At 40.4% G+C, this 12883-nt stretch carries 11 protein-coding genes and 6 tRNA genes; 10 read left to right on the top strand and 7 right to left on the bottom strand.

Annotated features, from left to right (window positions below; translation table 11 throughout):
• Nucleotides 1-79: 79 nt before the first annotated feature.
• Nucleotides 80-367 (top strand): DUF5329 family protein, encoded by a 288-nt coding sequence (locus PR800_RS14565; RefSeq protein ID WP_272531090.1) that lies wholly within the window; start codon nt 80-82, stop codon nt 365-367.
• Between the two features lie 232 nt (nt 368-599).
• On the opposite strand, the gene glnS is transcribed toward PR800_RS14565, so the two are convergent.
• From glnS to nagE, 7 genes are all read right to left on the bottom strand, one after another.
• Nucleotides 600-2267: a glutamine--tRNA ligase gene (glnS, locus tag PR800_RS14560; RefSeq protein ID WP_148241592.1), complete on the bottom strand. Its 1668-nt coding sequence runs from the start codon at nt 2265-2267 to the stop codon at nt 600-602.
• 169 nt (nt 2268-2436) lie between these two features.
• Nucleotides 2437-3252 (bottom strand): sulfite exporter TauE/SafE family protein, encoded by an 816-nt coding sequence (locus PR800_RS14555; protein ID WP_272531089.1) that lies wholly within the window; start codon nt 3250-3252, stop codon nt 2437-2439.
• 173 nt (nt 3253-3425) lie between these two features.
• On the bottom strand, nt 3426-4193 hold the full coding sequence (locus tag PR800_RS14550; RefSeq protein WP_166266316.1) for an SEL1-like repeat protein: 768 nt from the start codon (nt 4191-4193) through the stop codon (nt 3426-3428).
• A gap of 35 nt (nt 4194-4228) precedes the next feature.
• Nucleotides 4229-5482: a hypothetical protein gene (locus tag PR800_RS14545; RefSeq protein ID WP_166266313.1), complete on the bottom strand. Its 1254-nt coding sequence runs from the start codon at nt 5480-5482 to the stop codon at nt 4229-4231.
• Nucleotides 5483-5664: 182 nt separating this feature from the next.
• Nucleotides 5665-5799, bottom strand: a complete 135-nt coding sequence (locus tag PR800_RS14540) for a colicin E3-like toxin immunity protein (protein WP_256372929.1) — start codon at nt 5797-5799, stop codon at nt 5665-5667.
• Nucleotides 5796-5891 carry a colicin E3-like toxin immunity protein gene (locus tag PR800_RS14535; RefSeq protein WP_256372928.1) on the bottom strand — a complete coding sequence of 32 codons (96 nt, stop codon included), beginning with the start codon at nt 5889-5891 and terminating at the stop codon, nt 5796-5798. The genes PR800_RS14540 and PR800_RS14535 overlap by 4 nt, the downstream gene beginning before the upstream one ends.
• A 263-nt stretch (nt 5892-6154) precedes the next feature.
• Nucleotides 6155-8182, bottom strand: a complete 2028-nt coding sequence (gene nagE, locus PR800_RS14530; protein ID WP_102138315.1) for an N-acetylglucosamine-specific PTS transporter subunit IIBC — start codon at nt 8180-8182, stop codon at nt 6155-6157.
• Between the two features lie 417 nt (nt 8183-8599).
• Between nagE and nagB the strand changes: the two genes are divergently transcribed.
• The 9 genes from nagB (at nt 8600) to PR800_RS14485 (ending at nt 12838) form a co-directional block, all read left to right on the top strand.
• The gene (gene nagB, locus PR800_RS14525; RefSeq protein WP_102138314.1) at nt 8600-9403 is read left to right on the top strand and encodes a glucosamine-6-phosphate deaminase; all 804 of its coding nucleotides are present in this window, start codon (nt 8600-8602) and stop codon (nt 9401-9403) included.
• 74 nt (nt 9404-9477) lie between these two features.
• The gene (nagA, locus tag PR800_RS14520) at nt 9478-10641 is read left to right on the top strand and encodes an N-acetylglucosamine-6-phosphate deacetylase (protein ID WP_272531088.1); all 1164 of its coding nucleotides are present in this window, start codon (nt 9478-9480) and stop codon (nt 10639-10641) included.
• 11 nt (nt 10642-10652) lie between these two features.
• Entirely contained in the window at nt 10653-11876 is a 1224-nt protein-coding gene (nagC, locus tag PR800_RS14515; RefSeq protein ID WP_102138312.1) for a DNA-binding transcriptional regulator NagC, read from the top strand.
• Between the two features lie 370 nt (nt 11877-12246).
• Nucleotides 12247-12323: transfer RNA gene (locus tag PR800_RS14510), tRNA-Met, on the top strand.
• 7 nt (nt 12324-12330) lie between these two features.
• Nucleotides 12331-12415 (top strand) — tRNA-Leu (locus PR800_RS14505).
• A 30-nt stretch (nt 12416-12445) separates the two neighbouring features.
• Nucleotides 12446-12520, top strand: a tRNA-Gln gene (locus PR800_RS14500).
• A 32-nt stretch (nt 12521-12552) separates the two neighbouring features.
• A tRNA-Gln gene (locus tag PR800_RS14495) sits at nt 12553-12627 on the top strand.
• 48 nt (nt 12628-12675) lie between these two features.
• Nucleotides 12676-12752: transfer RNA gene (locus PR800_RS14490), tRNA-Met, on the top strand.
• Nucleotides 12753-12763: 11 nt separating this feature from the next.
• Nucleotides 12764-12838 (top strand) — tRNA-Gln (locus tag PR800_RS14485).
• Nucleotides 12839-12883: the final 45 nt, after the last annotated feature.

The raw sequence follows: 12883 nt of genomic DNA, 5'->3' as shown, positions 1-12883 counted from the left end.
ACCGTTTTTCATCTGCATTAGTACTTTTTTAAGTGTTTTTGTTACCACTCAAGCCCTTGCATTAAGCCCTGAAGAAAAAATGCGTACTGAATCATTATTAGCAGCACTTGGTAAACAGCAAAATCTTACATTTACCCGTAATGGTACTGAACATTCCGCTGTCGATGCAGAGTCTCACTTGAGATTAAAATTACGCAAAACAGAGAAACGCCTCAATACTGCAGAACAATTTATTGATAACGTTGCTTCAAAGTCATCAGTTACGGGTGAAGAGTATCAAGTCAAAGATGCACAAGGAAATGTGACTTCCGCGAATGAATATCTGCATGAATTATTAAAAGAAAAAGTGGATAACAAACCTCAGTAAGTCGTATTATCCATAGAAAAAGCCGTGATATTAACTAGAAATATCACGGCTTTTTTTGTTCTAATGCTCTCGAACAGCCCTCTAAATAATTTATTTGTCAGGGGCAATCCTCTAAATCATTCGTGTTGTAGGAAGGCAGCAAGACCGCTAGACCCTAGGAGCATACATAAGTATGTGACTAGGGCTGGTGGGTGAAGCTAACACACCTACAGCGCGAAGGATAACGAGGATTTTAGTTAGACTCGAGCTTCGCCCAAGTATCACGCAACCCCACAGTCCGATTAAACACTAAATGATCTGCACTGCTTAAACGGTTGTCAGCACAGAAATAGCCTTCACGTTCAAATTGGTACGCCTTTTCTGCCACAGCACCTTTCAGGCTCGGCTCAACAAAGCCTTGGCGAATAACCAGCGACTCAGGGTTGATAACCGATAAGAAATCGTCTTCTGCACCTGGGTTTGGTACTGTAAACAAACGGTCATACAGACGAATTTCTGCCGGTAATGCATGAGCGACGCTAACCCAATGAATAACGCCTTTGACTTTACGGCCATCTGCTGGGTCTTTATTCAATGTGCCTGCATCATAAGTACAGTAAATAGTTGTGATATTACCATCAGCGTCTTTTTCAACACGCTCTGCCTTAATGATGTATGCATTACGCAAACGAACTTCTTTACCTAAGACTAAACGTTTATATTGACGATTCGCTTCTTCACGGAAGTCCGCGCGGTCAATATAGATTTCATTGCTAAATGGTACTTGGCGCGTACCCATCTCCGGTTTATTTGGATGGTTTGGCGCTGTTAAAATCTCTTCACCAGCAGGCATGTTTTCAATCACCACACGAACTGGGTCGATAACCGCCATTGCACGCGGTGCTGACTCATTCAGGTCATCACGGATACAAGACTCTAAAGAGGCCATTTCAACGTTGTTGTCTTGTTTAGTAACACCAATACGTTGGCAAAATTCACGAATAGAGGCTGCGGTATAGCCACGACGACGTAAACCTGAAATGGTTAACATACGTGGGTCATCCCAACCATTTACATGTTTTTCAGTGACTAATTGGTTCAGTTTACGCTTAGACATCACCGTGTATTCCAAATTCAGACGAGAAAACTCGTACTGACGTGGATGGCAATCAATCGTGATATTGTCTAGAACCCAATCATATAAACGACGGTTATCTTGGAACTCTAGCGTACATAAAGAATGCGTAATGCCTTCTAATGCATCAGAAATACAATGCGTGAAGTCATACATTGGATAAATACACCATTTGTTGCCAGATTGGTGATGTTCCGCAAACTTAATACGATATAAAACTGGGTCACGCATCACCATAAATGGGGATGCCATATCGATTTTCGCGCGTAAACACGCTTTTCCTTCTTCGAAACCACCTTCACGCATTTTTTCGAATAATGCTAAGTTGTCTTCAATTAGGCGCTCACGGTATGGGCTATTTTTACCCGGCTCTTTGAGTGTCCCACGGTATTCGCGAATTTCGTCTGGGCTGAGTTCGTCGACATAAGCTAAGCCTTTTTTGATCAGCTCGATCGCGTACTGATACAAGGTATCAAAGTAATCAGAGGAATAACGGACATCACCGCTCCACTCAAAACCAAGCCATTTAACGTCTTCTTGAATGGAGTTAACGTATTCGACATCTTCTTTTACCGGGTTAGTGTCATCAAAACGTAAGTTACATTGGCCCTGATAATCCTTGGCAATGCCAAAATTCAAGCAGATTGATTTCGCATGACCAATATGTAAATAGCCATTCGGTTCAGGTGGAAAACGCGTATGCACTGACGTGTGTTTTCCGGTCGCCAGATCTTCATCTATGATCTGACGGATAAAATTTGTTGGGCGAGCATCTGCCTCATTCATTGTCATCATTCCTCAATGCCAAAAGCGCGCTAAAAGCGTGTGGTAATTAAATATATTCTACCATAATCAATCAGGAAACAACCGTTTGATTGCGCCAAGTGCAGCAAAAGCGATGATCAGTAGGAATTTAGGACAAAAACCTCATCTTTACTCACCAATATACGCGATCCTAAGCCAGTATCATGACAGCTAAAACCACGAGTAACAGTAGCGGATAGCTTTGGGCATGGCGTTTATCGCTCAGGTAAGGCATTAATAAAGAAGCAAAACGGATCCCTAACCACGATGTCGCAATTAAAATTAACGCCCCTTTGATATAGATCATCCCCAGAAAACCCGCTCCAAGGTCAATATGTTTATCAATGGCGAAATAAAAATAAGTTAATGTACCCGTGATTGCCATTGGTAATGTTAATGGGTTCGCAAATGCAGCAGCTTGGATCATACTCGCGCCTCTACGTCGCATTAAAGGGACTGTCATCACACTGCCACCAACCCCAAGAAATGCCGCAACAGCACCAATCACCACACCAATAGGCGTATCGGCAAAAATACCGCCACGGGAGTCTTGTATACCTGTAGATCCTGTATTCATAAAGCCGGGACGAATAAAACAATCTAAAATAGTGATGACGAGATAACCAATAAATACCCAACGAATTAATGCACTATCTACGGATAACGCCACTATTGCCCCTAGAATTCCGCCAATTGAAATAGGGATAATAAAAGGGCGAATAATTGGCCAACTCAGGTTGCCTTTAAGGTAATGAGCACGACTAGAAAGCGTCGATGAAAAGATCATCACACAGGTTGATGTTGCCACCGCAATTTGCATTGCCACACTGCCTGCATCGCTTTGCGGCCCCCACACTAAGGTAATCAAGGCATATAACAGTGGAACCGTAATAAAACCGCCACCGAAGCCGAATAGTGCGGTGGTGATCCCCGAAATAAAGCCAAATAAACACAAAAGCAGTTCCACAGATAAACCCTCTCAAGTTATTGAGAAAATATTTTATCGATGAAAAAAGCCCCTTGCTTATGCAAACTTGACAACCTTGTTTGAGATTTCGCCAATGTTATTAATAAATGCAATTTTTAACGTATTATTCATAACTACCTTTCATATTAGTCATAAAATAAAATTTTGATAAATTAACCAATCGCATCTTTCTCTTTCTGATTTCCTCTATGTTTTTTTAAGTACGCTTCTATTTTCTTTTCTACTTTATCATTACATTCTTTTACCCAGATACGGTTATTCGGGTTTTGTTGCTTACATTTATCACCTTCATTTGATATTTTGAGTAAATCAACATATGTATCAAAATTCTTGAGGTAATATGCATCTTGCCCCTTTGGGTTATCTCTTGCGGCCATTTCTAAATAGTATTTAGCTTTATTAAAGTCCTGAGGGATCCCGCCGAGTCCATGTAAATAAATCGTCGAAAGATTTTTTCCTGCGACAAGTACCTTATTACCATGAAGGTGGTAAGCTCGTTCATAATATGAAATTGCTTCTGGCATATTTATTTCCCCCCCATTACCATGCTGATAGTTTACCCCTGTAAATAACAGAGCTAACCCATTGTTAGAATTAATTTTTAATACTCTCTTCAAAAAGAAATTTGCCAGTGCACACTCTTCTTTTGCAGCTTTCACATTATGTAAATGCTTAAAATCGGTGCAACCAATTCTGAAAAAAGAAAACAAAACATAATTATCATCTTCATTATTATTTTTTAATGCCCGATGATATAACTCAAGCACTTGCTGTTGGTTTGCAGGATAAGAAACTTTTTTAGGTAGGTCTGGGTCATAACGTAGTTCTGTTTCATTATACCCAATGGTATATAGACGATCTCTTACAGTTGGAATTAAAGGAGGATTTGTATTTCCTCCCCAAGTTGGAGTCCCTATCATGAACGCTCCTATAACGATAGACCATGAAAGCAACCTCACGAGATTTTTCCTAAATCATTGGTAGAAAGTGAAGTTGCATGAGGATAGCTTGTTATGGTGTCTGCAATTAAAAAGATACAGTCATCATTTGAGGGGAATGAAAAACCAACGATATTATCAATAAGTTGATTAAAATTTTGTTGTAAATTAATCGTATTCGTTCGCTGGTGAAATAATACATCAACGATTTCAGTTTGCTTATTATTATCCCAACTTACCTTAGCCATTAATTTATGGAAATTACCATTCTCATCATAAAAATTGAGCTCATTTGCATTCAACTCAATTGCGTTAATGCCCATATTACTTAAATTTGTTAATTCATGGAATTGACTAATACCATCCGAATTTTTATCTTGCCAGACTTTTAACTCCAACCAAAACTTATCACTTGAATTAATAGTTCTATCAGTATTACTGTCCAATTCAGATAAAGCAGAAAAGCCATCTTTCAGTTGTGTATTACTAATCTGTAGGCTATTGTTACCAAACAATTCGTTACCTGAATTAATCATGCCATCTTTATTTTTATCCCACACCAGTAATCCATCATCTGGGTGTACCCAGCCTGTTCGCGACTTAATTGCATTTCCTTTAAAATCGAATTCAACGCCAAAACTTTCTACTAAAGTTTGTACACCATTACCACCTAAGTCAATTACTAATGGTGTTTCGTAATCATCAGCCAAATTGTCTAAGTTCTCATAAACATCATCAGGCCAAAAAGGGATATTAATGCCTTGCATGCCTGCTTTTTCTAGCTCTGACTGAACAAATTTACCGCACGTTTTTTCCCCAGTTAAACTAAATGGATTATAATTCGGAGGCTGCGTTTTTCCTGTTTTATAATCATGCATAGCCGTATACAGATTATTGAAATGACTAAAAAACTGTTGATTATTTGATGTTATCGTCAATGTGGAAGCACTTTTATAACGAACATGATCATTAAAAGACAAATTATCTTTTGATGACCCCCAATCTTCTCCTGGACTAAGTCCCATGCTAATTTGTTCATAACTATGTGTCACAGGATTAATGCCTCGAATACTAATATAGGTATGTCCCCATTGTGATGTATTCCCCGTGTCTTCTCCTAACTGATTGTAAATTGGACTACCTTTAGGCGCCACATGAATGGTTATGCTGGGTGGCCCTATCTGCATCGGGTCATGACCTGCGCCTAAGTTTCTATGTATATTCATATCTTCTAGTTTATGGATCTGTAGGTGCTTTATTGACTCTGTCATAATACATATTCCTTATGTTATTACTTTGAATAAATCCCTAATATTTCCACAGATTTTTATCTTTATTTTAAATAAATAAATTACCAATTATTTTAAATAGCCCCCATTTTTATGGGGAAATATTAACCTGCATAAAAACAAGCAAATTAAATGATTTACTAATAATTTATAAATATAAATAATTACCATTCTTCTCGATAATCTAATGAAACTTGATAATCATATTTATTAAATTTAACTTTATGTTTTATATGCTTTTGAAGATTAGAGACCCAATCAGAAAGTACATCAAAACAACCATTATAATAATATTTTATTCAGGGTTAATAGTTTTTTCTATAATGCTACCATCATCCCCTAAGTCAAGAGAATACTCTTCACCAACATATTCATTTGGTTTGTTTATCAAACCAAATGAATTTTAAATCCCATTTTTCTCCGTATAGATTCTTTGTTATATTGCTTTTAGGCACTTTTATTTTAATTACTCTCGTATTTCAGCCTCTCCACAAAGCTAACAATTAATTATATTTAATTTATAAACCAAACTCAATTTATACTGATTATCATTATTTGTTATGCCCTATATGATTATCTTTTTCTTATTTAAACTACATAAATAAAGAGGGTGGCCTAAGCCACCCTCTTACTCACTTATAATATTAAGCTGAATTATTTCAGAACATTATAAATAACCGTTTCGCCTGCTTTCACGTCGCCTTCAACTAAAATCTCGACACCCGCGAAGTCATCGATATTGCTGATGATAACTGGGCTAATCATTGATTTAGCATTCGCTTCAAGGAACGCGAGGTCGAGGTTCAGAATTGGTGTTCCGGCAGTCACTTCCGCACCTTCTTCCACTAAACGTGCACAACCTTCGCCTTTCAGTGCAACGGTATCAATACCCATATGGACAATGAGTTCGACGCCATTTTCTGTTTCAAGGCAGAATGCATGGTTAGTTTCGAAAATTTTCACTACCGTACCTGATGCAGGGGCTAACACTTCACTACTTGTTGGTTTGATGGCAATACCATCACCCACAATACGGCTAGAGAACGCTTCATCTGGCACATCATCAAGTGAGAAAACTTGACCACTCACTGGCGCAACCAGAGATAAAATCACATTACCTTTTGCTTTTGCAGGCTCTGCGGCTTTTTTCTCTTCAGCTACTGCAACTGGAGCAGAGCCTGCAATTGGGCCTTTTGCAATCACTTCAGTCATTGCTTTTGCCACCAATTCAGCACGTGTACCGACAATCACTTGAACATTTTGTTTGCTTAAGCGGATAACACCTGAAGCCCCTAAACGTTTTGTCATGGCGTCGTTAACAACCGCTGAATCTTTAACACCTAAACGTAAACGAGTGATACAGGCATCAATACTGACGATGTTGTCGCTACCACCCACCGCTGCAACATATTGGCGAGCTTCTTTTTGAATATCGCTGTCACTGCTATCAGCAGGGCTAATGCTTTCGTCATAACCATCAATCGTTTCATCACCTGCGCTCTCTTCACGGCCTGGTGTTAACAGGTTGAATTTGCGGATCATGAAGCGGAAAATGACATAGTAGATGCAGAAGAAGACTAAGCCTTGGACAATCAACATATACCACTGAACAGCTAGTGGGTTACGTGATTGCAATAGCATATCGACTAAACCAGCACTGAAACCAAATCCTGAGATCCATTCCATTGTTGCTGCGATATAAACCGAAATACCGGTTAACAATGCGTGGACTACATACAGAATCGGTGCCACGAACATGAAAGAGAATTCGAGCGGTTCAGTGATCCCGGTGAAGAATGCAGCAAACGCACCAGCAATCATAATACCAGCAACTTTTGCCTTATTTTCTGGACGTGCGCAGTGGTAAATCGCTAATGCCGCACCAGGTAGACCAAACATCATAATTGGGAAGAAACCAGCTTGATAACGACCCGTGATCCCCACCGTTGCCAGGCCTGCATCAATTGACTTAGCACCGCCTAAGAAATTTGGAATATCATTGATCCCTGCAACGTCAAACCAGAACACTGAGTTAAGTGCATGGTGAAGACCAACAGGAATTAATAAACGGTTGAAGAATGCGTAAATCCCCGCACCCACTGAGCCTAAGTCTTTAATGCTTTCACCGAAAGACACTAAACCGTTATAGACCACTGGCCACACATACATCAGTATGAAGGCTAAGATGATCATTAAGAATGATGTCAGAATTGGTACAAGGCGACGGCCGCTAAAGAAAGACAACGCTTTTGGTAGCTCTACGCCACTATAACGGTTGTACAATTCCGCAGACAAAACCCCAACTAAAATACCCACGAACTGGTTATTTATTTTACCGAATGCCGCAGGAACGCTTTCCAACGGAACATTCATGATCATGGAATAAGATGCAGGAGAACACAGTGTTGTCACCACTAAAAAGCCGACAAAACCGGTCAGTGCAGCCGCACCGTCCTTATCTTTTGACATCCCATAAGCAACACCAATAGCAAATAGCACGGACATATTATCAATAATAGCCGCGCCCGATTTAATCAGTAACGCCGCGATTGCACTATTGGCTCCCCAACCATCTGGGTCAATCCAATAGCCAATCCCCATCAGGATTGCTGCGGCTGGTAGTACTGCAACTGGCACCATAAGTGCCCTACCAATCCGCTGTAAGTAGCTAAGAATATTCACAAACTCCCCCTTTATAGCCCTATTTTTGCCCCATTTACGGGATCTTATTGTTCACACACCTAAATCATAATTTAGGTTATTGAGAGTATCAATTTTATAGTCTAAATTAATTGTTTCGCGATGCAAAATAAATAGGTTCGATTTGTGATAAATGTCAACGAAAGAGTTACCGATATGACTAAATTACTAGCTATTATTGAAAACTTATTTTATGATTAAAAATAACTTTTTTATACTATTAACCTGTATATTCTCAGCGCGTTTAAAATGCAGGTGTCGCCGTTAAAACGGCACTGTATACCAACACCAGCGCGTAATAAATTTGTAGTATAACGAGTATTCCTATATCTAATGAATAACATCAGGGATACATATATATATGAAAGATTTCACAGACTTATTAGAGGTAATTGAGACATGAGGCTAATTCCACTTAACAATGCGCATGATGTCGGCATTTGGTCCGCACAGTATATCGCTGATAAAATCAACGCATTCAACCCTACTGCTGAGCGCCCTTTCGTTCTTGGGTTACCAACAGGCGGTACCCCTCTTGCTACTTATAAAGCTCTGATTGCTTTATATAACGCAGGAAAAGTCAGTTTTAAGCATGTGGTCACATTTAATATGGATGAATATATTGGTATTCCAGCTAATCATCCTCAAAGCTATCACACATTTATGCATGAGAATTTCTTTAACCACATCGATATTCAAGCGCAAAATATCAATTTACTGAATGGCAATGCCCCAGATGTTGATGCAGAGTGCCAACGCTATGAAGATAAAATTAAATCTTACGGCAAAATTAATTTATTTATGGGCGGCGTAGGTAACGACGGCCATATTGCTTTTAATGAACCCGGTTCTTCACTGAACTCTCGTACCCGTATTAAGACATTAACACCCGAAACACGCCAAGCGAACTCACGCTTCTTTGATAATGATATCAACCAAGTACCAAAATTCGCTTTAACTGTGGGGGTTGCCACATTAATGGACGCTGAAGAGTTAATGGTACTCGCGACTGGTGCGAATAAAGCAAATGCAGTTCATGCTGCGGTAGAAGGTTCAATCAACCATATGTGGACAGTAAGCTGCGTGCAAATGCACCCAAAAGCACTGATCGTCTGTGATGAACCCGCAACACTCGAATTAAAAGTCAAAACGCTTAAATATTTCAAACAGCTAGAATCTGAAATTATTGAAAAGTTTAACTAATATTATGTTTATCAATCACCCGATCAGCGAAGGCTGATCGGTGACCCACCTTACAGAGGTCAGGAGTTTAAGCCATGTATGCATTAACAAATTGCATTATTTATACAGGTCATGAAAGACTGGATAACCATGCGGTCATCATCGATGGTGAAATCATCAAAGATGTTTGTCCTGTCTCTGAAGTACCTTCCGATATTCCACAACATGACCTACAAGGTGCAACCCTATCTGCTGGTTTTATTGACTTGCAAGTCAATGGCTGTGGTGGTGTCCAATTCAATGATAATAAAGAAAATGTCACATTAAAGAATTTGGATATCATGCAAAAAGCCAATGAGCGTACGGGATGTACCAGTTACCTGCCAACGTTAATTACGTGCTCTGACGAATTAATGAAGCATGGTATTGAGGTCATGACCGAATACTTAAAAGACCATAAGAACCAAGCTCTCGGGCTTCATTTAGAAGGCCCATATATTAATGTTATTAAAAAAGGCACACATAACCCTGAATTTATCCGTCAACCATCCGGGCAGATGATTGATTATTTAGCTGCTCATGCAGATGCGATTACGAAGATCACATTAGCGCCTGAAATGGTTGAGCTTGATTACATTCATCAACTGAAAGACTCCGGCATTGTTATTTCAGCTGGACATTCAAATGCGACATATGAAGAAGCCAAACTGGGTTTTAAAGCCGGAATTCGCTTGTCAACGCACCTTTTCAATGCCATGCCATATATTTCAGGCCGTGGTCCGGGTTTAGTCGGGGCTATTTATGACACTCCTGAAGTGTATGCAGGAATTATCGCTGATGGCTTACATGTCCAATGGGCAAATATCCGTAATAGCAAACACTTGAAAGGTGATAAATTAATTTTAGTGACTGATGCCACCGCGCCCGCAGGAATAGATCCTCAAACTGGTGAAATGGATCATTTTATCTTCGCAGGTAAAACCATATACTACCGCGATGGATTATGTGTAGATGAAAATGGCACACTCAGCGGCTCATCACTCACCATGATAGAAGCAGTGAGAAACAGTGTAGAGTACGTGGGTATTCCATTAGATGAAACACTGAGAATGGCAACGCTCTACCCCGCAAGAGCCATAGGAGTTGATGAGACTTTAGGGTCTATCGCTCCGGGTAAAATTGCGAATTTAACCGCGTTTAACCACGACTTCGACGTCCTCGCAACCTATGTTAACGGAGCAGAAGTCTACAAAAAATGAGTAACTAGCTAATGAATCAAAGCCACTCGCTGAAGCAAATTGGTAATATTGATCTCGTCAAACAACTAAATAGCGCTGTTGTCTATAGTTTAATTGACCAACATGGCCCGATATCAAGAATTCAAATCGCGGAGCAAAGCCAACTTGCCCCAGCCAGTGTAACTAAAATCACTCGCCAGCTACTCGAACGTGGTTTAATTAAAGAAGTTGACCAACAGGCCTCCACTGGGGGCCGTCGTGCCATATCTATTGTTTCTGAGCACAAAAATTTTCATACGATTGGCGTCCGCTTAGGCCGCTATGATGCCACCATCGCCTTGTACGACTTAGGTGGCAAAATGATTATCGATGCTCATTACCCTATCACTGAACCCTCTCAGCAAGCGGTGGAACAAAAGCTGATTGCCGCCCTTGAAGATTTTATCGAACACAACCAAAAACGCTTAAAAGAGTTGATCGCAATTTCAATTATTCTCCCTGGGTTAGTTAACCCAAATAGTGGAATTGTCTACTACATGCCGCATATTAAAGTCGACAATTGGCATCTCATCGACAATTTACAAGCACACTTTAGAATAACGTGTTATGCAGGGCATGATATTCGCAGCCTAGCGCTCGCTGAGAGCTATTTTGGGGCAACCCGTGATTGCGAAGACTCACTTCTCGTACGTATCCACAGAGGCGCAGGAGCTGGTTTAGTCATCAATAAAGAGATATTGCTCAACCATAGAGGTAATCTCGGAGAAATCGGCCATATCCAAGTTGACCCACTTGGTGAGCTTTGCCACTGTGGCAATTTTGGTTGTTTAGAAACCATTGCCTCAAACCAAGCAATTGAAGCTCGCGTAAAACAACGTTTAGAACAAGGCTATTCAAGCGCCCTTACACTGGAAACTTGCACGATCTCCCATATTTGCCAAGCCGCCAATAAAGGAGACCCGCTTGCCACGGAAGTTATTCAACACGTTGGTCGTCAAATTGGTAAAGCGATTGCTATCACAATCAACTTATTTAACCCTGAAAAAGTTGTTATTGCGGGGGATATCACGGAAGCGGAACAAATTCTATTACCCGCGATTCAAAGCTGCATTGACACACAAGCCTTAAAAGGGTTTCGGGAAAATCTCCCTATCGTGACATCACAGTTGGTTCACAACTCGGCAATAGGCGCTTTCGCTCTCACAAAACGCGCGATGCTCAATGGTGAATTATTACAAAAACTGTTTGAAAGCTAATTTTTACCGTTGTTTTCTTTAAAGCAGGTCGAGATACCTGCTTTTTTATTAGCAATAATTTGAACGTTTCGTTTCATAGGCTATTTTTCAATCGCTTCGTATTCTTCCTGCTTTGTTCCTGTTACAAATTTTTGCGCCCTTTCACTGTATTACTTCACGCGTCACCAAATTACATTTATCTAACAGGTAAGATAAAAAGTGATTTTTTTCAAATATGGGCTTGTTTTTTGCTGGCTTTATCGACAAAATGATTATTCATCAAACAAACAGACGCATTTTCTGAAAAATAGTGCAAAAAGCTGTTGACTGTCGTGTCTGTAATTAGCATAATGCGCCCCGCAACGCCGACGAAGGTTATGCAAAAAAAGATGGCTATGTAGCTCAGCTGGTTAGAGCACAACACTCATAATGTTGGGGTCACAGGTTCGAATCCCGTCATAGCCACCATTATTTTGCGGGAGTGGCGAAATTGGTAGACGCACCAGATTTAGGTTCTGGCGCCGCAAGGTGTGCAAGTTCAAGTCTTGTCTCCCGCACCATTTCCTTCTCGGTAGTATTGAATTTAAGATTGGGGTATCGCCAAGCGGTAAGGCACCAGGTTTTGATCCTGGCATTCCCAGGTTCGAATCCTGGTACCCCAGCCATCTTAATACAATCAATAGTAGAATTTCCCGGATGGGGTATCGCCAAGCGGTAAGGCACCAGGTTTTGATCCTGGCATTCCCAGGTTCGAATCCTGGTACCCCAGCCATCTACTTTCCCTTCTTGTTGCAAACAATCATTTCAAAGAAATTATAATGGCTATGTAGCTCAGCTGGTTAGAGCACAACACTCATAATGTTGGGGTCACAGGTTCGAATCCCGTCGTAGCTACCATTTCTTTTTGTTGGGGTATCGCCAAGCGGTAAGGCACCAGGTTTTGATCCTGGCATCCCCAGGTTCGAATCCTGGTACCCCAGCCATTCTCTCTTTAATCCCCCATAAATTAGATTTCCCTTAATACCCCG

The sequence above is a fragment of the Providencia sp. PROV205 genome (assembly GCF_028479505.1).
Lineage (GTDB): Bacteria > Pseudomonadota > Gammaproteobacteria > Enterobacterales > Enterobacteriaceae > Providencia > Providencia huaxiensis.
The sequence above is the reverse complement of the archived record's forward strand: the minus strand, read 5'-3'. Positions and strand labels throughout refer to the sequence as shown.

Excerpts from the sequence above, each read along its gene's own strand:
- nagC (WP_102138312.1), top strand. The coding sequence starts at position 10,653 with ATGAATCAAAGCCACTCGCTGAAGCAAATTGGTAATATTGATCTCGTC.
- PR800_RS14550 (WP_166266316.1), bottom strand. The coding sequence starts at position 4,193 with ATGATAGGGACTCCAACTTGGGGAGGAAATACAAATCCTCCTTTAATT.
- PR800_RS14545 (WP_166266313.1), bottom strand. The coding sequence starts at position 5,482 with ATGACAGAGTCAATAAAGCACCTACAGATCCATAAACTAGAAGATATG.
- nagA (WP_272531088.1), top strand. The coding sequence starts at position 9,478 with ATGTATGCATTAACAAATTGCATTATTTATACAGGTCATGAAAGACTG.
- PR800_RS14565 (WP_272531090.1), top strand. The coding sequence starts at position 80 with ATGCGTACTGAATCATTATTAGCAGCACTTGGTAAACAGCAAAATCTT.
- glnS (WP_148241592.1), bottom strand. The coding sequence starts at position 2,267 with ATGAATGAGGCAGATGCTCGCCCAACAAATTTTATCCGTCAGATCATA.
- nagB (WP_102138314.1), top strand. The coding sequence starts at position 8,600 with ATGAGGCTAATTCCACTTAACAATGCGCATGATGTCGGCATTTGGTCC.